The sequence below is a fragment of the uncultured Kluyvera sp. genome (assembly GCF_902485085.1).
Taxonomy (GTDB): Bacteria; Pseudomonadota; Gammaproteobacteria; order Enterobacterales; family Enterobacteriaceae; genus Kluyvera; species Kluyvera ascorbata.
This window is the reverse complement of record NZ_CABTJS010000087.1, coordinates 1-22,309: the sequence shown is the minus strand read 5'-3', so window position 1 is coordinate 22,309 and position 22,309 is coordinate 1. Positions and strand designations below refer to the sequence as shown.

Here is a 22,309-nt window from a genome sequence, read left to right as displayed (position 1 = left end):
CCTACATACAATCTCGTTACATTCACACCCACTCATTCTGTTACCGGTATCACGCAAAGCAGTTTACGTAAGCGTAATACGGAATATCGCAATTGTTAACTTTTCTCACTCATCCACACTGTATGGCGTCTTTCCCCACAATCGTGCTGTAACGACACCAGGTGATACGATGAACATGAAAGTTACCCGTAAAGAAAAAATCAGCTATGGATTAGGCGATATGGCCAGCCATATCGGTCTGGACAACGTCATTATCTTTTTAACCTTCTATTATACCGACGTGGTTGGCCTGCCCGCCGCCTTCGTGGGCACCATGTTTTTACTGGCGCGTACCGCTGACGCCATCATCGACCCGGCAATGGGCTATATGGCCGACCGTACGCGCTCACGCTGGGGCAAGTTTCGTCCGTGGATGCTGTGGCTGGCGCTGCCTTTCGGCGTGAGCTGTCTGCTGACCTACGCCGTGCCGCAGTCGCTGGACATGTCCGGCAAAATGATCTTCGCCAGCGTCACTTACACCTTCATGATGCTGATGTACACCGCCATCAACATTCCTTACTGCTCGATGGGCGCGGTCATTACGCCAGACAACGATGAACGCATCTCCCTGCAGTCCTGGCGCTTTTTCCTGGCCACGCTCGGCGGCGCCATGTCGACTTTCTTTATGATGCCGCTGGCCGAGTATCTGGGCGGCGATGACAAGCTCATGGGCTACCGTTCCGCAATGGCAATCATGGCCTGCGTTGCCGTGGTGATGTTCTGGATCTGTTTTGCCAACACCCGCGAACGCATTAAAGCCCCAGCCACTCACAACAACTACCTCGCCGAACTGCGTGACCTGCTGCGCAACGATCAATGGCGCGTGGTCGCCATACTGGTGATGACCAATATCGGCTTTGGCGTGATTCGCCTTGGCGCCATGATGTATTTCGTCACCTACTACCTCGGCAGCGCCGCTTACTTTATGTGGATGCTGGCCGCACACATCATCGGCAAAGCCGCCGGTAGCCTGCTGGCCAAACGTCTGACCCGCAACGCCAACAAGGTCCAGATGTTCGGCTACTGCGCCGTGCTGGCCGGGGTACTGAGTATCGGGCTGTTCTTCGCGCCAAAATCCATCGTCGTGCTGGTGCCGCTGACGTTCATCGTCTCTACCCTTTATCAGTCCACCACGACCCTGATGTGGGTGATGATGGCGGACGTCGCCGACTACGGCGAATGGCGTCAGGGCAAACGTATGGACGGCATTATCTTCTCGACCTTCCTCGCCGTGCTCAAGCTGGGTATGGCGCTGAGCGGAGCCATCGTTGGCTGGACGCTTGGCTTTAGCGGTTACGTCGCCAACGCACCAGAGCAAACGCCGCTGGCGATGCACTGCATCGTCGCCCTCTTCACCGTAGTGCCTGGGCTGCTGTCTCTGGGCGCATTCATCACCCTGCGCTGGTACAAGCTGGACGACAGCACCATGCAGGAAATCAATCTCGCGAAAACCCAATCTCTTGTGAAAGGATGAGTCAACCATGAGCGAACTAATTCAGCATGCAAACGCTATCGAGTGGCGCTTCGAACGGCAGATACTGCGCGTAGAGCCCTGGGGAGAACACAGCCTCCGCGTTCGCGCCACCTGTGCTCCGGCGTTCAAGACTGAGCTGAATGCGCTGCTGCCCCAGGCTGAAAGCCAGGCGATTATTCAGCAGGATGCGGAAACCCTGAGCTTAACCCACGGCAATATTCGTGCGGTGTTGAACCTCAAAGGGCAGTTGGCGTTTTATAACCAGCGCGGTGAACTGCTGCTGGAAGAGATGTGGCGTCAGCGCTCAACGGTGGGGATTGGCGCTAGCGAAAAGAGCCAGGATAAATACGTCAGCGCCCTCAAGCTCGACGGCCGCGAATTTAAGCCGCTGCCCGGCGGTAAGTATCAGCTGACGGTGCGTTTTGAGTCGCGTGACGGCGAGCGGCTGTACGGCATGGGGCAGTATCAGCAGCCGTGGCTGGATCTCAAAGGCTGCTCGCTGGAGCTAGCCCAGCGTAATTCACAGGCCAGCGTGCCGTTTTTACAATCCAGTCTCGGTTACGGCTTGCTGTGGAACAACCCCGCCATTGGCGAGGCGGTGCTGGCGAAAAACCACACCTGGTGGACGGCGCGCGTCACCGAAGAGATGGATTACTGGATAACCGCGGGCGATACCGTCGCACAAATTACCCGCCAATACGCGCGCGCCACCGGTACGCCGCCACCCGCGCCGGAATTTATCAGCGGCCTGTGGCAGTGCAAGCTGCGCTATCGTAATCAGCAAGAGGTGCTGGAAGTGGCCCGTGAATATCACCGCCGCCAGCTACCGCTCTCGGTAATGGTTATCGACTTCTTCCACTGGCCGAACCAGGGAACCTGGTGCTTTGACCCGGTTGACTGGCCCGATCCGAAAGCGATGGTGGAAGAGCTGGAGTCACTCGGCATTAAACTGATGGTCTCCGTCTGGCCGACGGTTGAAGCGCGCAGCCCGCTGTTCCCGCATATGAAAGCCAAGGGTTGGCTGGTCACCAGCGATCGCGGTGTGCAGGTCAATCTCGACTTTATGGGCAACACCACCTTCTTTGATGCCACCCACCCGCAGGCCCGAGAGTACGTCTGGGAGACGGTGAAGAAAAACTATTACGATCTCGGTATCAAATTGTTCTGGCTGGATGAAGCCGAGCCGGAGTACCGCGCCTACGATTTCGATAACTATCGCTATCATGCCGGTCCGGTACTGGAAGTGGGCAACCGCTACCCGCGCGATTTTGCGCAGGGCTTCTACGATGGGCTGCACGACGCAGGCGAGCGCGATATCGTCAATCTGGTGCGCTGCAGCTGGGCCGGTAGCCAACGCTACGGCGTGCTGGCCTGGTCAGGCGACGTGCACTCGTCTTTCCACGCCTTCCGCAACCAGTTGGCCGCTGGGCTGAATATGGGTCTGGCGGGGATCCCGTGGTGGACCACGGATATCGGCGGTTTCCAGGGCGGAAACATTCACGACCCGGCATTCCACGAACTGCTGATCCGTTGGTTCCAGTGGGCCGTGTTCTGCCCGGTGCTGCGCATGCACGGCTACCGCGAACCGCGGGTTCAGCCGCCGGAAAGCTACCGTCATGGTATCCCGCAGTGCGACAGCGGTTCACCTAATGAGCTGTGGAGCTACGGTGAAGAGAACTTCGCCATTATGCAGCGCTGGCTTGGGGTCCGTGAAAGCCTGCGTCCGTACATTGATGCGCTGTACGATAATGCCCACCGCCACGGTGACCCGCTGATGCGCCCGCTGTTCTGGCACTACCCTGACGAGCCGCAAAGCTGGCAGACGGAAGATCAGTATCTGTTCGGCGAGGATCTGCTGGTCGCGCCGGTGATGCATGCAGGACAACGCCAGCGTGATGTCTGGTTACCGAGCGGTAATGCCTGGGTAGGGCTCGATGGAGAGCGCTATCAGGGCGGCCAGCGCATCACCGCCGCTGCCGGGCTGGAGACGATTCCTCTGTTTATTCGCGAAGGCAGTCCATTATTGACGGTATTGGTCAGATAATCAGGCAAATGCCTGAAATCCTCGACAAAGATTGAAAAAGAACTGTGTACGCCCCGCTTCTTGCGTACAGTAGAGCGACAAACCAGTAGCCCGGCCGAGCGCAGCGACGCCGGGGAGCCCCCGGAGTCGGCGTTCCGCCTCGTCCGGGCTACGATAATGCAGTCTTTTTTCTTTTTCTGGCAAGGATTACCGCTCTATGCTCGATACCACCCTACTGATCCTTTTAGGTCTGGCGGCGCTCGGCTTTATCAGCCACAACACCACCGTCGCCGTCTCCATTCTGGTTCTGATTATTCTTCGCGTCACCCCGCTAAGCACCTTCTTCCCGTGGGTAGAAAAACAAGGGCTTAGCATCGGGATTATTATTCTGACCATCAGCGTTATGGCGCCCATCGCCAGCGGCACGCTGCCGGCCTCCACATTGATACACTCGTTTGCCAACTGGAAATCGCTGGTTGCCATTGGTGTCGGCGTGTTTGTCTCGTGGCTCGGCGGGCGCGGCGTGACGCTGATGGGAACTCAACCGCATCTGGTGGCTGGACTATTAGTCGGCACGGTTCTTGGCGTCGCCCTGTTCCGCGGCGTGCCGGTCGGGCCGTTGATTGCCGCCGGTCTCGTCTCGCTACTTATTGGGAAGTCGTAGTCAGCGCCGCCAGATAGCGCCCCGGCGTTTTCCCTAGCCCCTTGCGGAACATGGTGATAAACGCCGTGGTGGAGTCGTAACCCAGCGACAGCGCCACCTGCTGTACGTTAAGCCCGCGTATTAACATCTGCAGGGCGAGGATCAACTGCAGCTGATGCCGCCAGCGGCGAAAGTTCAGCCCGGTCTCTTTCACCACCAGCCGGGCAAGATTGCGCTCGCTCATGGCGAAGCGCTGCGCCCACTGCGCCAGCGTCTGCCACTGCGCGGGCTCCGCTTCCATGGTCTCCACCATCAGACGAATTTTCGGGTGTGCGGAGACCGGCAACTGTAGCTGCTGCTCTGGCTGCTGCGGTAACTCATCGAACAGAACCTGAATGAGCCGCTGCGTTTCCGGCTCCAGACGCTGGGCTTCATCGCGCTGAGCTAACGCTAAAATCAGCTCGCGCACCAACGGTGATATCTTCAGCGTGCAGCAGTGCGCTGGCATCTGCGCCGCGCCGGGTTCGATAAACAAAAAGCACAGTTCCGCCTGCGGCGTGGCCCGATTGCTGTGCGGTACTTCACCGGGGATCCACACCGCAAACTGCGGTGGTACCATCCACATCGCATTTTCCACTTCACAGGTAATTGCACCGCGCAGCGCAAGAATCAACTGCCCTTTTCGGTGCTGATGCAGCGGAATATGCTGCTCACCCTCCGCTACCTGTACCCCAAACGCGATGGCCGCATCCTGATGGCTATCCGGGTGATAGCCGCCTAAACCGAGTCCCAGCATCATTTTGTCCGAATTTAGCGATAATCTGTCATTTTAGCTTGATTTCAGCAAAGGCTAAACCGGGTATTGTAGTGCTCCCACTCTTTTGTCGAGATGACTATGTCTGATGTTGTGACGTCTTCCAGCCGTCGTTGGCTGCTGATTATTGGTATTTTATTGATTGCTTCGACGCTGCGCGTCACCTTTACCGGCGCCGCCCCTCTGCTTGATTCGATTCGTGCGGAATACGGGCTGACCACCGCACAGACCGGGCTGTTAACTACGCTGCCGCTGCTGGCGTTTGGTCTGGTCTCACCGCTGGCAGCCGGGGTAGCCCGGCGTATCGGCATGGAGCGCAGCCTGTTTATCGCCATGCTGTTGATTTGCGCCGGTATCGCCGTGCGCTCTCTGCCGTCGGTCGCGCTGATGTTTATCGGTACCGCCATTATTGGCTGCGGGATTGCGCTCGGTAACGTACTGCTGCCAGGGTTAATCAAACGTGATTTTGCCTCACAGGTGGCGAAATTCACCGGGGCCTATTCGGTCACCATGGGGGCCGCCGCCGCGTTGGGTTCGGCGCTGGTCGTTCCTATTGCGCTAAGCGGCTTTGGCTGGCGCGGCGCGCTGCTGATGTTGATGGTGTTCCCAATACTGGCGCTGCTGTTCTGGTTGCCGCAGTGGCGGGCAGCAAAAACCACGGCCATCTCCGGCAGCGGTGCCATGCATAATCGCGGCATCTGGCGCTCGGCGCTGGCCTGGCAGGTGACGCTGTTCCTCGGCCTGAATTCGCTGGTCTACTACGTGATTATCGGCTGGCTGCCAGCAATTCTGATTAGCCAGGGCTACAGCGAAGCGCATGCTGGCTCTCTGCATGGCCTGTTGCAGCTTGCTACCGCCGCTCCCGGTTTTGTGGTGCCGATTATCCTGCATCGTATGAAGGATCAACGCGGGATCGCTATTACCGTCGCGCTGATGTGCGCCGTTAGCGCGCTGGGCTACTGGCACTTTCCCTCACAGGCGGTGCTCTGGACGGTTATCTTTGGCTTTGGCTCCGGCGCTACTATGATTTTGGGCCTGACCTTTATCGGGCTGCGCGCCAGTTCGGCGCATCAGGCTGCCGCCCTTTCGGGGATGGCGCAGGCAGTGGGCTATCTGCTGGCAGCATGCGGGCCGCCGCTGATGGGGAAAATTCATGATGCCACCGGCGCATGGCATATCTCATTGCTTGCGGTTGCTATCATTGCGCTGGTGATGGCGGTGTTCGGCGGGCTTGCCGGGCGAGATAGAGAGATTAACGTCGGATAACGTCGTAGCCCGACCGAGCGTAGCGACGCCGGGAAAAATCCCGGAGTCGGCGTACCGCCTCGTCCGGGCTACATTTTTACTGGGCAGCAGCGTGCAGGAAGGCCTGCACCAGCGGCGCAGGGCGCCCCGCCAGCGCGTTACGTTCATGCTGGAACAGCGTCGCCACGAAGAACGGATGCGTGACCAGTTCCACCGCGCGAATGTCACCATTTTCATCCCAGCCAGTTACCCGCAACGCCTGTGATTGCAAGGCATCGGCAAATTCGGCAGAGATGCCGTAGTTGCAGTGATAACCCTCTTCAATGCTGTCGCGACCGTACGCGCGGGCAATGAGCGTGTTAGCGCGCAGTTCAATGGTGTCGCTCTTCTCCACCAGCGAGCAGGTCAGCGGCGCAATCACCATGCGGCCTTCGGTATCCGTTTCCGCATGCGCGGCATCTTCCCATCCCATCACGTTACGCGCGTATTCCAGAATAGCGTGCTGGAAACCCCCGCAGGTGCCAAGAAACGGCAGGCTATTTTCGCGAGCATAGCGGGCGGCGGTCAGCGCGCCTTCGGTGTTTTCATACGGGCTCGCAGGCACCAGCCAGATGCCATCGAAATCGGCGAAAGCGTCAGCGCTATGCACATCGCGCGTAGCCACCCAGCGGTATTCAATAGGTCGTTCCAGTACCGCAGCGGCGTCATCAAGCGCCAGCGGAATGGCCTGATGCGCAAGGACATCAGCGTTGTAGTCGCCCACCAGGGCAATGCGAAGAACAGGGGTAGTAGCGGAGTTTTCCATGGGAGATCCTTATGTACAGACATGACGAACGGCATAAGGAGCCTCAGATTAGCGATGTCGTCACGCTTTAGCAATACCCGGAGGGCGAACCCCACGAATCTTTGTGGTATGGTCGAATGGAAAAAGGGAGGAAGGATATGATCCAGTGTAAACGCGTGTATGACGACGCAACACCTGATGATGGTTACCGTGTCCTGGTCGACCGGTTGTGGCCGCGCGGCATCAAAAAGGAAAACCTTATCTACGATGAATGGTGCAAAGACCTTGCCCCTTCAGCCGAGCTGCGCAAGGCCTACCACGGCGAGGTAATCGACTTTGCCACCTTCTGTCAGCATTACCGTGAAGAGCTTTCACACCACCAGGACGAAGGCCAGCGTCTTGCTGACATTGCGCAAAGACAGGGATTAACGCTGATTTACGCGGCCGCCAATACCGCGCAAAACCATGCCCACGTACTCGCCGACTGGCTAAAAAATCGCTAAACCCTGAACGCGATGTCTGCGGACATCGCGTTATTCCACCAGGGCAGAACGCTCTTGTTCAACCTGCGCGTCTGGCGTTAATGGCAGTAAATACTCTGAACGGACAAACGCAAACCCCTGCTGTCCCTCACCTGCGCTGACTTCACCGGTCACCAGCCACAGCGCACGCGGCGCATCGGCGGACAGCTCGGTCATCACGCCGTTAACCGGGTTCAGGCAACGCTCTCCTGGGTTAATCAGCGCAAACAGTTCAACACTCTTGCCAATATTGGCTCGGCCAGCAGCAGTACGGGCACCGATGATAACGGCGATGGTACCCGGTTTCAGCGAAAACATACGTCTCTCGTTAATCAGAATTATCTTAGGTGCGCAGTTTACTGGATAGAGAATGTACTGTCATTTTTTCTGTGGATGATCGCGTCGCCACAGCGCCCACTCCTCAATCGTTTCGCCATTCGGCAGTTTGCAGAGGCTTGATTCGCCCTGCGCATTGACCTGACGAATGCTTTCTCCTCCTTTCTGCTGGCAGTAAACCGCAGCAGGATTTGCCATACCAATTTGCGGCGGTAAAGGTGCTTCTGGTTCAGCCTGTTTTGCACATCCTGCAAGCAGCAATGGCAGCAGTAAAACGTAGCGACGGGACATCATTTCTCCTTAGTTTCACACTGGAATTTAGCTTTAAACTCCATAATTTCTTCAAATTAACTACACTTTTGCGACGTAAAGTACATTTCGTTCTCAACTGACCAGAGAACAGAACATTCCATAATCAATGAGTTATTTTGCCCCATCTCCCCCGATGGGGCTTTTTTTTATCTGTAATAAGAAGCAGATAACCTCTCGTTACACACCTTTTAGACACACAGTGCTTACCTTCTTGATACATAATGTATAAAATTTAGTGTATCTGGATCGCATTCAGGCTCAAATGCCACCATTCACGCTATCGTAGGGACCCTCGTTTTCATGTCAGATATTATCCTTGCTCGGGTATCGCAAACGCTTGCCACTGAACAATCTCTGGAAAGTCTTGTTCGCCAACTGCTTGAGATGCTTGAACTGGTGACCAATATGGAATCCACCTATCTGACGAAAATTGATACGCAGGCCGACCTGCAGCACATCGTTTATTCGCGCAACAGCGGTGAAATGAACATTCCAGAGAATTTCTCCGTTCCCTGGGGCGATACCCTGTGTAAACGCGCGATGGACGACGGCTGTTTTTACAGTGACCATGTTCCTGAGCAGTGGGCCGATTGCGACGCCGCCAAAGCGCTGGGTATCACCACGTTCCTGAGCACGCCGATTCACCTGACCGACGGTTCGCTTTTTGGCACGCTGTGCGCCACCAGCACCGAGCAAAAGCCGCTCAGCTTTAATAGTGAACACGTGCTACAACTGTTCGCCAGCATTATCGCCCGCTATATCGAAAAAGAGTCGCTGGTAGCCCAGCTTCAGGAGGCTAACGCCGCGCTGATTTATCACTCCTATACCGATGCGCTCACCGGCCTTCCTAATCGCCGCGCCGTTTTTGAAAATCTTGAGACGCTGTTCTCGCTCGCGAGGCATCTGAACCACTCGGTGATGCTGGCCTTTATCGACCTCGATAAGTTTAAGATGATCAACGACTGCTACGGACATCAGGCGGGCGATGCATTTTTACAGCAGGTAGGTCAGCGCCTCAAGCTTGGCATTTCCCCCGACGACCAGCTTGGCCGGTTGGGCGGCGATGAATTTATGGTCGCAACGCTTGCCCGTACAGCGGTACAGCTTGAGCACTTTGCCGAAACCCTACGCCAACTGTTGATTGGTGATTACCTTCTCGGTGACACGTTGATTCACTATCCCGGTGCCAGCATCGGCGCTATTGTGGTCGACCCCAACGTGATGGATCCTGATGGCGCGCTGCGAGCAGCAGATAGCGAAATGTATCAGGATAAAAAATTCCGTCATCGCCCGGAAATTACCGCCCAACGGGTTGAATAATTACAGTATCATACGCGCTGTTTATGGAAAAATTCAGGATGTCACAATGAGATTGGGTATCGCCTTCCCCATCGTTATCTTCATTATCGCCGTGATCTTTCTGGCCTGGTTTTTTATTGGCGGTTACGCGCTGCCGGGAGGAGCACAATGAGAAAGACCACGATTATTATGCTGATCATCGCCATTATTACCGTCGTAGGCGTTCAGCTAGGCTGGTGGTAAACCAGAGATAAGCCGCGCATCTGCCCGGCTTATCACCTTTCCCCGCGACGCTTTTTCATCTGATACATGTCAAGATCGGCCTGCTGAATGGCCGCATCCAGCGTCGTCACGCAAGGCGCAACGCCCCATGATACCGATAGCGGAACCTCCTGCCCCTGCGGGCTAAAGGGAAAGACCGCAATCTTCGCCGCAATCCGTTCTGCCACCATGTGCGCATGCGCAATATCAGTACGATTCAGCAATACCACAAACTCATCACCGCCGCTGCGAATCACCCAATCACCGTTTGCGCGAATATCACTCAGCATACACTGCGAGATAGCCTGCAGCGCTCGATCGCCCGCCTGGTGCCCGTAGCTGTCGTTTATCGCCTTAAACTTATTACAGTCAAAGAGAATAACCGTCATAAAAGGCAGCGCACGCTGTTGGATAAGCGCAAAAATATTGCGCGTAAAGCAGCCGGTGAGCGGGTCGCGATAAAATCGCAGGTCAGCATGGTTAAGATGGTAACGGATCAATAAGAATAACAAGAGCAGCAGCACCGGGGCTAATGCCATCATCACCTGCGCTTGCGGAGTGTGCGTAATAAAAAGCCACAAGGGAAGCGCATACTTTATTTCATAGCGCGACGATACGGTGTGAATACGGTGACTATCCAGCCAACCGCAGTTGCCAATGATGCACAGCACTTCACCGGTTTCTTTGCTTTGATACCCCATAATCAACCCTGGCGGCACCTGTTGATTAAAGGCAAGCCCCAGCATCCGCTGTAGCTCGACTCGCGACAGATCGTAGGCCAGATAACCGATGATATGGTTGCTCGGTTCACCTTCCGAGAGATCGTAGATATAGCTCACTACGCTGTAAGCTTTATCGCCGGTGATTTTATCGGAGTAAAAGGTTGTCGAACTGAGTGACTTTTTGCGTACGCTCTTTTGCAGCACACGATCGTAGAACATCTCCGGCTCATTAAAAAAATGACTCGGGTCATGTGCCATCTGCGAGGTTTCAAAGCTAAACGGGATGGAATCTGTTGGGGTGAACCAGTAAAACCAGCGGCCGTCGCTGGCAATAATATAGCGATGGATATCATGCTGTTCGGGATTGAGTGCGCGAACTTTATCCCGAATGTATTCGGCCGCGACGTAGATACAACGAGCGCTGCGCTCCGGGCTGCGGGAGATCAATGCACCATGCTGATTATCGATATTTTTTGCATCGGCGTTAATTCCCCAGGCCTCACCGCGAGGCTCAAAAACATCGGCATCACCGCACAAAAAGTGACGGCTTATTTGCTGATAACGCACGCCGGCGGCTTCCGCCATCAGCTCGTTATCGTTAAACAAGGTAACCATCTGATTTTGAAGTTCGTGAATGCCTTCATTCACCTGCGATAGCGTACGCTGGTACAAGAAAAAAATGGCAAGACAGATAAGCAGGCAGGTGACCGCCACTGAGACCAGTAGGGACTGCTTTTTACGCAAACTATCCTGAATAATTCTCACTGACACCCCGTGCGGATGGGTTAATTCCCTAAAACGCTACCCGCGCAGTCAGCCACAGCGACACGGTACGTTTTCAATACGTATCAGATCATTATGGACGAGAACTTTCGCAAGCGAGAATTCGATCCTGTCAGGAGTCAGGCCTAATGGCAATAGGATTTCAGGAAGGGTGAGTGCCGCCCCTCACCCAAAGTGATTAGTGCTGGTTATCGGAACCTAAGAAATAAAACCCCAGCGGAATGGAACACAGTATGGTAAATATCGAGCTATAGACCATCACCATCGCGCCTTGCAGCACAAACATACCGGTGGTCCACTCGGCGTACGGCAGATTATACTCTCTGACCACACCACCAAAAGTCGCTCGCCCTACCACTACCACGGCAATGGTAAATACCACTACAGCACACAGCAGGAATTTCTTGCCGTTTGGTGTCCGCAGTTTCTCCAGAATCATCGCATCCTCCCGACGCTGACTACACGATATTTTGCTGTATTTGTAACACTAATGAAGCATGAATTGAATGTTTTTGTTTGCGTGAGGTAACTAAGTGACTATCAAACCGCTCCCGTCTTGATGCAGGTCATCATGCTAAAGCATGACCATAGCGGGGCAGATTCATTCTTTTGCAGGAGCGCCCTTACTCCTTGATTTGCCATGTTTGAAACAATGGCAACGGAGGACAAGACGATGGCCTGGCAACCCTTTCTTTATGTAATAACTAATGCGACCCCTCGCCGTTCGGCAAAACGCGGCAAGCTCACACTCGTTAAAAAACGTTAACGCCGCCCGCAGGCGGCGTTGGGGGGATTATTCGAAGAAGACTTCCGGGTTATCCGCCAGCGAGACAAACGTTTTGGTGTTTTTATCCAGCGCGCGAATAGCACCGCTTTCAATGTCATACACCCATCCATGCAGACGAATCGCGTTATCGCGCAGACCCACCGCGACCGACGGGTGCGTTTTGATGTTGTTCAACTGCGCAATGACGTTCTCTTCTACCATCGCGTTAACCTTATCGGTTTCATTCGCGTAGGTTTTCTTCTCAACAACCGCTTTGGCAGCATCAGAATAGCGCAGCCAATGGGAAACCGCTGGCATCGGCTCCAGGCACTGGCAGGTGGCGATAGCTTTCATCGCGCCGCAGTTAGAGTGGCCACAAATCACAATATCGGTTACGCCAAGCGCCACAACCGCGTACTCAATGGTTGCTGATACCCCACCCGGCTCCGGGCCGAAGGACGGCACGATATTACCAGCGTTACGGATGACGAACAGCTGCCCCGGCTCCTGCTGAGTTACCAGCTCAGGGACCAGACGGCTGTCAGAACAGGAGATGAACAGCGCTTTTGGATTCTGGCTGGACGCCAGGCTGCGGAAGAGTTCCTTACGTTGAGGAAAAACTTCTTTCTGAAAGTTGAGGAACCCTTCAATGATATGTTGCATAGCAGTATCTCTTTTTCGTTTTTACGCAGGTCATGATTGAAATCACATTTTCAGTGTACCACCTGTGTGCAGAAGAGAAAGCACTCAATAGCGTTACCCCTTCGTTACTCACTGACAACAACTCGGTTTCGCCCACTTCTTTTGGCAACGTATAACGCTTTATCAGCAAACGAAATACACTCATCTGCTGTGAAACGTTTATCCGATGACGTAAACACGTCAATACTCACCGTCATCGGTTCCGGCGTTAATTGCGGCACATTTTTTTCGGTCTCTATCGCGATACGGGCGCGGATTCTTTCTGCAACGATCTGCGCCACCTGCGGTGATGCGTTATACATCAGCACGGCGAACTCCTCACCGCCAATACGAGCAAGGACATCATTTTCACGAATCGCACTCCTGGCCAGTTCAACAACGCATCTGATAACCGCATCCCCGACCGGGTGGCCATAGCGGTCATTGATACGCTTAAAATGGTCAATATCAAGAATCATCACACTGATATCGTCCCTGGAAGCTACTCGCTGCTGTAACTCTTTGTAGAAATACGCGCGATTGTAGATGCCGGTTAATGGGTCATGAATCGAGAGCATGGTGGAGTTTTTGTGCATCAGAAAAATGTCATACAGCAGCACAATAATCACAAAGAAAGTGCAGACTACCTCAATGCCGCGGCTCAGATACCAGACGGAAAAATTGTACTCATTCAGATTCAGCAAAATCAGGTTACTGAAGATGCTAGAAATGCAGAATGCCGATATGCTCACCCAGAGTAAATTTCTGAGCGCCGTTGTGACAATGACCAACAGCAGTACCATAAACCAGGCGGCCACAATCAATGCGCTGTAGTGGCTGCTCCAGGCATTGCGGTCATGACCATTAGCCTTATTAATGAGATTCAGCGAAATCTGTGGGTTATAGCTGGATAAGTTATGTGCAAATATGGCTAAAAAGAAGACCGCAAATGCCAGCAGGATAGCCAACGCCTCATCTTTGCCATCGGGACTAATATTTTTACTCAGTAAATACGCGTAGTACAGTGCAAACAAAATAGCTACGATAAACGTTATCTGTCGGAACAGATAAAAAATAGCCAGATCGTTGGTAATCGCGTTCATCGGAATACACATTGAGATAAAACGCTGAATTAACGTTAACGCTTCTGAACAATAGATATCCGAGCCTAAAAAACCCAGCCCCAGAATGGCTACGTATAATAGTTTCCGATTACAAATAAACTGGAAGAGCATAAAGAAGAAAATAATAGCATCCAGCAACAGAAGTAATCCAGTAAAAACAAGATAGTAAATATCAGGGATCACAATATTGTAAGTAGCTAAATGATTAGCCAGTATAAACATTCCGATAAGCAGCAAAAACGCGCTACCCAGGAAAAAACTCACTCTCTGATTTATTCTATGACGACATTTACTCATTCGGCGTCCTCCATGACTACATTTACTTTTATAGTCCGCCTTCAAGCATGAGCATATTGCGCTTAATCAAAATTTATTATTATAAATAGTGACGATTTCCAACATTAATGAGGTGTTGATGATTAATCACAAAATAAAAAGAATGGAAAAAGATGATAGATTTTTATTTATCCGTAGCATTGTTGCCCACTCAACTGCCTATCATCTGGTTTTTAATTTTGGTTAGGTTTCATCATGAGCGGGAACGATCGTTTTCTGCACAACAACGGTCGACCTTTCCATATAAAAAACCGCCCGAGGGCGGCAAGAGGATTTACTCGCTGATTTCCAGCGCGTCCTGGATGGCGTCAGCCAGTGCGGCAACTTCCTGAGAAACGTTGCGCAGGTCCATCTGGGAGCGAATCCCCGAGTTTGCGGTGGACGCAGAAACGGACGCTTTGGAGATCTCCAAAACAGCCTGTACGGCGTGAAAAATACAATATTCATCTTTTTATCAGTAATAAGTATGAAATTATGCACTCAAAAAACCATTTGCCGTTAAATTAACCATTTGATTTTTATGGATATAAAAATAATTTTGCAGAACTATTTTCCATGTGAGAAAGCCCGCTTTGAGCGAATAGCGGTAGTGAGAATTAGTCCTGATTATCCGGATTCAGGACTATCACTGGCGTCTGATAATCAATGGAGAACAGATCCCTTCTTATTCATTTATTACGCGCAGGCGAGCATACGTATTGACTTAATACTCGCTCACTTTAAGGCTTCGTCTCTGCCATGATACCAGGCTTCAAAAGCATCTGCGGTCATCGGTTTGGCAAAATAATAGCCCTGCACTTCATCGCAACCCAGCGTTCTTAAAATATCAACGGTACTGGCTTCCTCGACTCCTTCGGCCAGAACGATATAGTCGAGCTGCTTGAGGAGGGTGATAACGTTGCTAACAATGATGCGACTGGCCTTATCGTGAGCAACCCTACTTACAATAGAGCGGTCAAGCTTGATGATGTCCATCGGGATTTTTCGCAGGTAATTAATGTTGCTGTATCCGGAACCAAAATCATCCAAAGATATTTTAAATCCGCGTAGTTTGAGCATAGCCAGGCCGATAAGTGCTGCGGGGCTTTCCAGCATCTTCTCGGTTTCCAGACACTCTACCCCCAGTTGGGCGGGCTCCAGACACGCATCCATAATTTTCTGTTCCAGCTCATCGGCAAAATCTGGTCTTGAAAAATCACTGGCGGACAGATTTATCGACACGGGTAAATAAAACCCTCGGCTTTGCCAGTAACTTAATTGCGCAATAGCCTGATCGATAACCCAAGCGGTGAGTTCACGCATCAGGCTGGTCTTTTCGACGAGAGGAATAAACACCCCCGGCAACACCTCGCCGTTTTTAGGGTGTTGCCATCTAAGCAAAGCTTCGGCTCCCGTCACACGCCCTGTCAGCAGTGAGATTTTTGGCTGATAAACCAGGTATAAGCCCTGATTTTCATGTAGCGCTTTTCTCACTTCAGTAAGAAGACTGAAATCCGTCTTCTTACGGGTATCCAGTGCATCATCATAGACTGTAAACCGGCGTCCCTGACTTATCCCTTCGTGCAAGGCGCTGACAGCACGGCGCAGAATTTCATTCGATGTCAGAGAGTTATCACAAAGCCCGGAGTCCCCCATGTGAATATCCAGATCAAGAGTAACTTCCGGGGTGATCCTGGCCTGTATCCCTTGAAGGCTTTGAGAGATATTTTCTAGTGTCAGGGCTTTTTGCTTATGGGTAAAAAAGGCAAATCGTCCGACTGCCACGGCGTAGAGTAGCCCTGTTAAAGGTAGGCGGAGCTGCAACTCTGCGACCATACTACGAAGTAGATTTTCTACGGCAGTCATACCGAGCGAGCGAGCCATTTCGTAGGCTAATGGCATATCAATACAATCAATAATGACGAGCCTGAATGCGCCTTCAGCTGAAACCTCGATATCTTTCAACAGTCGCTGTCGGTTTGGCAATAGCGTGACGATATCGAGGTAACCGACGGAGTGCCAGGACGCCAAAAAATCCGCTATAAGCCCTGCCATCTTTTCAAAAAGATCGAGCTGCTCGTCTGAAAGTTCCCTTGGTTGAGTATCGAGAATACACAAGGTACCTACGGGTACTCCATCCTGGGTTTTAAGTGGACATCCTGCATAAAAGCGAATGAATGGAGCTTCTTTTACCGCATGATAGTCACGAAAGATAGGGTGCTGATGAGTGTCATGACAAATGAATGTCTTACTCTGTTTCAGAGTCTGTACGCAAAATGCCTCGCTCAGGCTGGTTTCCGTGACGGCAAAATTCTGGGCGGATTTGATGTATTGTTTTTCTTCATCGAGAATAGAAACAAAGCCCATCGGCATGCTCAACAAGTGGCATATTAGATGAATATATTTTTCTAACGCATCATCCCGACCCTTGTCAGGATTTTTCAACAAGTCGATTGCCGCAAGTCTTTTACTTTCATCTCTGCTGAGATCGGTCAACATGGCAAGACATCCTCAGGTGTAGTAGGCTTTTGGTTATTCCACACTCGCAGGTGGCTTGAATAATTCTTCTAATGGCATGTGGTAATACATACGCTGTTACCAGCCTAACTCTCACATTAAAATGTTTTCTGTTGATTGTCTCCCGGAAATGTCGTCCCGGAGCTGCCCGGTAAAGCGGCCGATCAGCCAGATACTGTCATCTCACATGCTGAATACGAGATATTTGACCAGCAGCTATGAGCGAACTATGCACGTTCTTTTATAGCGGCAGAAAACTTACACAATATCAGACATAACGCTCCTTAAGTGAAAATTGTACTAGACTCTGTTTGATTGATTCAAATTTTTCACCAGAGAATGCATATGATAAATAAAGAAAAACGTACCGTTAGCAGGGGCATAAATCATGTGGGTCTCACGGTTCCAAACCTGCAGCAGGCAACCGATTTTTTGCAAAAGGCATTGGATGCCAGATTTGTTTATGACGGCCTGACCGATAGCGATTCCCCAAGAGAAGGGGCTGATACTGAAAGGCAGTTGGGCCTGACAGAAGGCTCAATGATTATCAAACAACGGTTGCTAAGAATTGGTAATGGTCCAAATCTGGAACTTTTTGAGATAGTAAGCAGAGAACAGGCGCAGCCGGTAAGGCTACAGGACTTTGGCTGGAACCACATTTCACTTTATGTGGATGATATACATTACGCGATGGAAAGGGTCAAGGCTGCGGGAGGCCAGTTCCTTTCAGAAATTCATGGAAATTCGCGTCATGAAGATACCGATGGTAATGCCAGCGTATACTTTAAGGCGCCATGGGGCAGCTTGATAGAACTGCAATCAATACCTAATGGTTATTATTATCCTGAAGACAGCGAAGCAGACACATGGATACCTGAGCGATAAATGTTCTGTTGCGGTTTTAAGGGTGATGAGTTCCCCACAGCGCACATCCCAGTATCAGGAACGTTCGCTTCTGGCACTTAGCTGTCATTATCAATGGCGAGCGTTCCTGTCATCGAAGAGCTGCGGGCAGAGGTTAAAATCCTTCGTGCTGACCAAAAGGATTATATAAACCAGCCTGTTATGGCTGGTTTTTTATGTCTATTTCCCATATGGGAAACCAGTGTGGTAAAGAGGAGATTTTCCCTTCATGAATACATAATAGCTAATTATAAGGGCGATGAGCATACATAATGCAATCTCTTCCCGCTTTCTTAGCCCGATAAAGCGCATCATCAGCGGCAGTGATAACGTCAGAAGATGAGTCATTTTTCTGTTTAATTGCTGCTCCAATACTTAAAGTAACACGAATACTTCCGTTGCAACCATCCGAAACCGATGCTTTTATGTTTCTAACAATTTCTTCAACATTGGTGTCGTCAAATATGACTATTGCAAACTCCTCGCCTCCGGATCTGGAGATAAAGACATTATCTTTCACGATATTCTTCAACTTCAACCCTATGTTTTTCAATACATTATCACCAGCTTCATGACCGTATGTATCATTTATTTTCTTGAAGTAGTCAATATCGGCAATGCAAATTGCTCCAGACCTATCCTCTATCTCTCTGAGTTTAACGTTCAGGTGTCGTCTATTTGGTAACCCTGTTAATTCATCTGTTAATGATAAACGAACCGCAGAGTTATAATTAATATTTACGTATGATATGAATTTGTTAAACGAATAAATAATCATGAGCATAGCAGGAACATAAAGAAGAGATGCCAGTACTGATGCTATGTCTCTTTCAATCACATTTAGACCTCCAGCCATAGAAGCCAGAGATGAATTCAGGAGTAAGAATAAACTAATCCTAAACACCAACAAATGCATGTCTCTCGAGTAAATGTTAAAAGACTTTCTAATAAACCATACCATTACAATTACAGTGCATGTATTTATAAAAAAGTAAAAATTTAATTTTGATGTATCTCCTACAGCCCAGAATAGAAAAATAATAAGCATGGACATACAGCAGGTATAAATGATTACCATTCGATAAAGCAGACCGTCATGGGATTCAACTTCATGAATTAGTTTGTCGTGTATCTTAAAATTCATCACATCATCCTGATTTGGTTTAGAACACGATAATACCACGTGATTGATGCTACATCATACATTTTCACCGATTAAGGCATTGAATTAGTTGTTGTGCATGAAGATGAGATATGCAAAAACTCTGCTGGGATCAGCAATCCCTTCTTTGTTTACTATACATTTCACGTAAAATCATAAGACTTTATGAATGCTGAATTATGTGGCACGCTCAATTTGTTGAGCCACTATTCTTCAGTAATTTATTATTTTCTCACTTAGCCATCTTAAAAATGCAGACCTATTTTAGGTTAGTTCCTCTAGTGATTTCGGGAACAGCCTCTCCAACCTATTGAGTAAGAAAAGACAGGAGTCAGTGAACTACGATTGGTCAAGAGAAGGTGCTCCACCAATTGTTTACGAACAACGTTCATTATCTGAACGGCTATATCACAAACAGAGAGTAAATACTCAAATATTGATGGGACATGCCAGTCAGGAAATGACAGATAGGCACAGCGACTCGAGGGGGAGAAAGTGCAGAGTACTAGCCGATCTTGCAAAAGGGTTTTGCAAAAGAGCTAAAAAAGGTGATTGCCGCCCGGGAGCGGCAAGAGGATTTACTCGCTGATTTCCAGCGCGTCCTGGATGGCGTCAGCCAGTGCGGCAACTTCCTGGGAAACGTTGCGCAGGTCCATCTGGGAGCGAATCCCCGAGTTTGCGGTGGACGCAGAAACGGACGCTTTGGAGATCTCCAGAGCGGCCTGAACGGCCAGTAAGCGCTTGTGGTTTTCAGCGGCATCAACGCCGGTGGCGCCGTCGAGATCGAAGTACCCTTCTAACATTGCTCTCTCCTTATGGTTTCGTGACCAGTGTAGGGGGATATGTGCAATCGCGCTATCACATTCGCCAGAGACGGAAGTAATACTTAGTAACAATTGAAATACTATTGTAATTATCTTACAGACCTTAAAATACCTATCGTAAACTATTAGAATTTTAATGTATTTGCAAGTTAACCATTCATCAACGCAATTCATTTAAATAATAACAATAATCAATACAACAAACGGCATACATCGGGAGCGTAAATGGAATTTAATGAAATGCTCAGTGGATTTTTTGAGCAGGTCCGAAATAAATCCGACTTCCTTCAGTTTTTAACAGAATTAAAACAAAACAACATCTCTTACTACATTTACTTTGTTGCTACCGGAAATGTCAAGATAGTGACTACCGCAGACACCTATATGTCGATGAAAAGTGACCGGGGTTTAATAAAAATAAACTCAGAAGCCAGCAGTAGCCTGACCCGGATTGCTGCCAAACGTCATTTCACTCGTATTACCGCTTTCGACCAGTATTGCCGGGAACTCGCCAGAGCTGGGGTTTTTAAGTGGGTCGTGGATGTTAATGAAGAGAATCGTTATTACTGGTCGAAGGATAATCAGCTATTACATGCGGAGAATATCATTAACCCTACGTAATTACGCTGGCATCAGAACAATGACCGCTCATCATGCAGCGGTTTTGATATTTTCATTTCACCCGCAACAAGTCGCTATACCGAGTCGTGTATCGCGGCGACAGCATTTCTCTTTTCATCTGCCACTCCTGCTGAATACCTTGTCCGGCAAAATAGAGCGTCCCCTTTCCCACCTTAGTATTGATGCGATCCAGGGTATCCATCAGTTGCGTACTTTTATGTCTCGGCGCGTTCTCATCGAATAGGTCGAGCTGAGCAATTCCCTGGCTGTAAAAATCCCCCAGCATGACGCCCGCTTTTTGGTAACGATGACCGCTCTCCCAGATGGCATCCAGACAGCGCGTGGCTGCCGCGACAATATCCCTGGTATCCTGCGTCGGCGTAAGCAGTTTCACGGATGCGCTGTTACTGTAATACGCTTCTTTCACAGCAAAGGGAGACGTTTTGACAAAAGCTGAAATGAACCGGCAGTACTGGTGTTCACCGCGCAACTTCTCTGCCGCGCGTGCCGCATAGCTACAGATAGCTTGCCGCATCTGCTCATAATCCGTAATACGCTCACCAAACGACCGGGAGCAGATAATCTCCTGCTTTACTGGCGTAAACTCCTCCAGCTCAAGGCAGGGTTCGCCACGCAGCTCGCGTACCGTTCTTTCAAGGACTACGCTGAAATGCTTCCTGATAAAACGGATATCGATGTCCGCCAGTTGCAGTACCGTGTTGATGCCCATTGCCTGAAGTTTCGTGCTTATCCGCCGGCCGATTCCCCACACCTCGCCAACCGGTAAGGCGGCCATCAGCTTACGCTGGTTGTCCACATTGGACAGATCAACAACGCCACCGGTTTGCCGCTGCCAGCGCTTGGCAGCATGATTTGCCAGTTTGGCAAGCGTCTTGGTCTGCGCTATCCCTACGCCGACGGTCAGATGGGCTCGCTGAAACACCGTCGCGCGGATCTCCCGGCCAAAATCGGTCAGATCACGACAGTTTCTTACCCCGGTCAGGTCGCAAAATGACTCATCAATCGAATATATTTCGCATCGCGGAGACATCTCTTCCAGCGTGGTCATCATGCGAACGCTCATATCAGCGTACAGCTCATAGTTGCTTGAAAAAAAATGGACGCATTCAGGGAACCGTACATTTTGCAGTTTGAACCAGGGCGTCCCCATTTTGATCCCTAGCGCTCTGGCTTCAGCGCTACAGGCTATTACACAGCCGTCGTTGTTACTCAACACGCAAACGGGTTTGCCCTTAAGATCGGGCCTGAATGCGGTCTGGCAGCTCGCATAAAATGAATTCGCATCAACCAGCGCAAACATCAGCCGACCGTCTTCAGAACATGGGTGACAACGCCGAAGATATCCAGCGACTCTTCTCCCCCAACCAAAATTGGGCTGTAGGCTGGATTTTCTGGCACCAGCATGACCGTAGGATGCATTTGCAGCCGTTTCACCGTAAATTCACCATCAACCGCAGCGATAACGATATCCCCGTGATGCGCTGTTTTAGCGCTATCGACCACCAGCAAATCACCACTGCCTATCCCCGCACCGTTCATGGAATCCCCTGCTGCACGGACAAAGTAGGTCGCGCTTGGGTGTCGGATAACAAGCTTATTTAAATCAATACGCTGCTCAACATAGTCCTGCGCCGGGCTCGGGAACCCACACGGAACCCGATCGCTAAACAAAGGAAGCGCCGCTATCTGGCCAAGGCCAGTGGGTGAATAAAACTTCATAATGAACTCACTCGTGTTGACACTGTTTATACATCCAGTATATATACTGTTATTATATCCAGTAAAGAGGCGTTAGAAATGTTCGTGGAACTCGTTTATGACAAAAGGAATTTTGAAGGTAAGCGTGCAGCGAGAACCGTATTGACGGGGATGCGTTATTCAATTGACAGTGCTACGCGCCAGGGGAGTAGTTCGCTGACCCGGTTTATCGGCCAGTCCGCTATGACGTTAAGGACGTGACGGAGGTAGCTTTCTGGCTCCACTCCGTTCAGTTTGCATGTCCCGATCAGGCTGTACAGCAGCGCTCCCCGCTCTCCTCCATGATCCGAACCGAAGAACAGGTAGTTTTTGCGGCCCAGGCTGACCATCCGTAGCGCATTCTCAGCTATGTTGTTATCTG

Annotated in this window: 24 protein-coding genes; 9 read left to right on the top strand and 15 right to left on the bottom strand. The window is 50.8% G+C overall.

Going from position 1 to position 22,309, the window contains the following annotated elements:
• The first annotated feature begins 169 nt into the window (after nt 1–169).
• The 3 genes from RDN66_RS10150 (at nt 170) to RDN66_RS10140 (ending at nt 4,200) form a co-directional block, all read left to right on the top strand.
• A complete protein-coding gene (locus RDN66_RS10150) occupies nt 170–1,513 on the top strand; it encodes a glycoside-pentoside-hexuronide (GPH):cation symporter (RefSeq protein WP_051910829.1) in 1,344 nt (447 codons plus the stop codon).
• Between the two features lie 7 nt (nt 1,514–1,520).
• On the top strand, nt 1,521–3,557 hold the full coding sequence (locus tag RDN66_RS10145) for a glycoside hydrolase family 31 protein (protein ID WP_202215960.1): 2,037 nt from the start codon (nt 1,521–1,523) through the stop codon (nt 3,555–3,557).
• A 196-nt stretch (nt 3,558–3,753) separates the two neighbouring features.
• Nucleotides 3,754–4,200 carry a DUF441 domain-containing protein gene (locus RDN66_RS10140; protein ID WP_035897172.1) on the top strand — a complete coding sequence of 149 codons (447 nt, stop codon included), beginning with the start codon at nt 3,754–3,756 and terminating at the stop codon, nt 4,198–4,200.
• Here the strand turns inward: RDN66_RS10140 and RDN66_RS10135 are convergent.
• On the bottom strand, nt 4,184–4,975 hold the full coding sequence (locus RDN66_RS10135) for a helix-turn-helix domain-containing protein (RefSeq protein ID WP_202218131.1): 792 nt from the start codon (nt 4,973–4,975) through the stop codon (nt 4,184–4,186). The two genes, RDN66_RS10140 and RDN66_RS10135, sit on opposite strands and share 17 nt — an antisense overlap.
• Nucleotides 4,976–5,074: 99 nt before the next feature.
• Between RDN66_RS10135 and RDN66_RS10130 the strand changes: the two genes are divergently transcribed.
• Nucleotides 5,075–6,259, top strand: a complete 1,185-nt coding sequence (locus RDN66_RS10130) for a CynX/NimT family MFS transporter (RefSeq protein WP_202215961.1) — start codon at nt 5,075–5,077, stop codon at nt 6,257–6,259.
• Between the two features lie 76 nt (nt 6,260–6,335).
• Here RDN66_RS10130 and RDN66_RS10125 read toward each other — a convergent pair whose 3' ends face one another.
• Nucleotides 6,336–7,043, bottom strand: coding sequence for a CTP synthase (locus RDN66_RS10125; protein WP_123652520.1), 708 nt, complete (start codon nt 7,041–7,043; stop codon nt 6,336–6,338).
• 137 nt (nt 7,044–7,180) lie between these two features.
• On the opposite strand from RDN66_RS10125, the gene RDN66_RS10120 reads away from it, so the two are divergent.
• Nucleotides 7,181–7,525, top strand: coding sequence for a DUF488 domain-containing protein (locus RDN66_RS10120; RefSeq protein WP_202215963.1), 345 nt, complete (start codon nt 7,181–7,183; stop codon nt 7,523–7,525).
• A 30-nt stretch (nt 7,526–7,555) separates the two neighbouring features.
• Here the strand turns inward: RDN66_RS10120 and RDN66_RS10115 are convergent, their stop codons facing one another.
• Together RDN66_RS10115 and RDN66_RS10110 are read right to left on the bottom strand one after the other, a co-directional pair.
• Complete coding sequence (locus RDN66_RS10115) at nt 7,556–7,861, bottom strand: hypothetical protein (protein ID WP_123652518.1); 306 nt, start codon at nt 7,859–7,861, stop codon at nt 7,556–7,558.
• A gap of 60 nt (nt 7,862–7,921) precedes the next feature.
• A complete protein-coding gene (locus RDN66_RS10110) occupies nt 7,922–8,170 on the bottom strand; it encodes a DUF333 domain-containing protein (protein WP_227675092.1) in 249 nt (82 codons plus the stop codon).
• Between the two features lie 321 nt (nt 8,171–8,491).
• Here RDN66_RS10110 and RDN66_RS10105 point away from each other — a divergent pair, with 321 nt between their 5' ends.
• Nucleotides 8,492–9,511 (top strand): sensor domain-containing diguanylate cyclase, encoded by a 1,020-nt coding sequence (locus RDN66_RS10105; protein WP_115074691.1) that lies wholly within the window; start codon nt 8,492–8,494, stop codon nt 9,509–9,511.
• A 46-nt stretch (nt 9,512–9,557) separates the two neighbouring features.
• Nucleotides 9,558–9,662: a YoaK family small membrane protein gene (locus RDN66_RS10100; protein ID WP_035897158.1), complete on the top strand. Its 105-nt coding sequence runs from the start codon at nt 9,558–9,560 to the stop codon at nt 9,660–9,662.
• Between the two features lie 103 nt (nt 9,663–9,765).
• On the opposite strand, the gene RDN66_RS10095 is transcribed toward RDN66_RS10100, so the two are convergent.
• The 6 genes from RDN66_RS10095 to RDN66_RS10070 all read right to left on the bottom strand — a co-directional run bounded on the left by RDN66_RS10095 (nt 9,766) and on the right by RDN66_RS10070 (nt 16,641).
• A complete protein-coding gene (locus RDN66_RS10095; protein WP_202215965.1) occupies nt 9,766–11,238 on the bottom strand; it encodes a GGDEF domain-containing protein in 1,473 nt (490 codons plus the stop codon).
• 196 nt (nt 11,239–11,434) lie between these two features.
• The gene (locus RDN66_RS10090; RefSeq protein WP_035897791.1) at nt 11,435–11,695 is read right to left on the bottom strand and encodes a DUF2534 family protein; all 261 of its coding nucleotides are present in this window, start codon (nt 11,693–11,695) and stop codon (nt 11,435–11,437) included.
• A 354-nt stretch (nt 11,696–12,049) separates the two neighbouring features.
• Entirely contained in the window at nt 12,050–12,685 is a 636-nt protein-coding gene (locus RDN66_RS10085; RefSeq protein ID WP_035897790.1) for a carbonic anhydrase, read from the bottom strand.
• A 104-nt stretch (nt 12,686–12,789) separates the two neighbouring features.
• Nucleotides 12,790–14,124, bottom strand: a complete 1,335-nt coding sequence (locus RDN66_RS10080; protein ID WP_308537824.1) for a sensor domain-containing diguanylate cyclase — start codon at nt 14,122–14,124, stop codon at nt 12,790–12,792.
• Between the two features lie 313 nt (nt 14,125–14,437).
• Nucleotides 14,438–14,575 (bottom strand): hypothetical protein, encoded by a 138-nt coding sequence (locus RDN66_RS10075; protein ID WP_202215967.1) that lies wholly within the window; start codon nt 14,573–14,575, stop codon nt 14,438–14,440.
• Between the two features lie 302 nt (nt 14,576–14,877).
• Nucleotides 14,878–16,641, bottom strand: a complete 1,764-nt coding sequence (locus tag RDN66_RS10070; RefSeq protein WP_202215968.1) for an EAL domain-containing protein — start codon at nt 16,639–16,641, stop codon at nt 14,878–14,880.
• A 363-nt stretch (nt 16,642–17,004) separates the two neighbouring features.
• Here RDN66_RS10070 and RDN66_RS10065 point away from each other — a divergent pair, with 363 nt between their 5' ends.
• A complete protein-coding gene (locus RDN66_RS10065) occupies nt 17,005–17,544 on the top strand; it encodes a VOC family protein (RefSeq protein WP_202215969.1) in 540 nt (179 codons plus the stop codon).
• Nucleotides 17,545–17,806: 262 nt separating this feature from the next.
• Here the strand turns inward: RDN66_RS10065 and RDN66_RS10060 are convergent, their stop codons facing one another.
• Together RDN66_RS10060 and RDN66_RS10055 are read right to left on the bottom strand one after the other, a co-directional pair.
• Nucleotides 17,807–18,706 (bottom strand): GGDEF domain-containing protein, encoded by a 900-nt coding sequence (locus tag RDN66_RS10060; RefSeq protein ID WP_202215970.1) that lies wholly within the window; start codon nt 18,704–18,706, stop codon nt 17,807–17,809.
• A 596-nt stretch (nt 18,707–19,302) separates the two neighbouring features.
• The gene (locus tag RDN66_RS10055; RefSeq protein ID WP_035896104.1) at nt 19,303–19,527 is read right to left on the bottom strand and encodes a hypothetical protein; all 225 of its coding nucleotides are present in this window, start codon (nt 19,525–19,527) and stop codon (nt 19,303–19,305) included.
• Nucleotides 19,528–19,773: 246 nt separating this feature from the next.
• On the opposite strand from RDN66_RS10055, the gene RDN66_RS10050 reads away from it, so the two are divergent.
• A complete protein-coding gene (locus RDN66_RS10050) occupies nt 19,774–20,169 on the top strand; it encodes a DUF1398 domain-containing protein (RefSeq protein ID WP_202215971.1) in 396 nt (131 codons plus the stop codon).
• Nucleotides 20,170–20,221: 52 nt separating this feature from the next.
• Here RDN66_RS10050 and RDN66_RS10045 read toward each other — a convergent pair whose 3' ends face one another.
• The 3 genes from RDN66_RS10045 to RDN66_RS10035 form a co-directional block, all read right to left on the bottom strand.
• The gene (locus RDN66_RS10045) at nt 20,222–21,490 is read right to left on the bottom strand and encodes a Y-family DNA polymerase (protein ID WP_202215972.1); all 1,269 of its coding nucleotides are present in this window, start codon (nt 21,488–21,490) and stop codon (nt 20,222–20,224) included.
• The gene (locus tag RDN66_RS10040) at nt 21,490–21,909 is read right to left on the bottom strand and encodes a translesion error-prone DNA polymerase V autoproteolytic subunit (protein ID WP_035896100.1); all 420 of its coding nucleotides are present in this window, start codon (nt 21,907–21,909) and stop codon (nt 21,490–21,492) included. The genes RDN66_RS10045 and RDN66_RS10040 overlap by 1 nt, the downstream gene beginning before the upstream one ends.
• A 155-nt stretch (nt 21,910–22,064) precedes the next feature.
• On the bottom strand, nt 22,065–22,309 hold a 245-nt coding region (locus RDN66_RS10035), incomplete at its 5' end, for a transposase domain-containing protein (protein ID WP_308537823.1).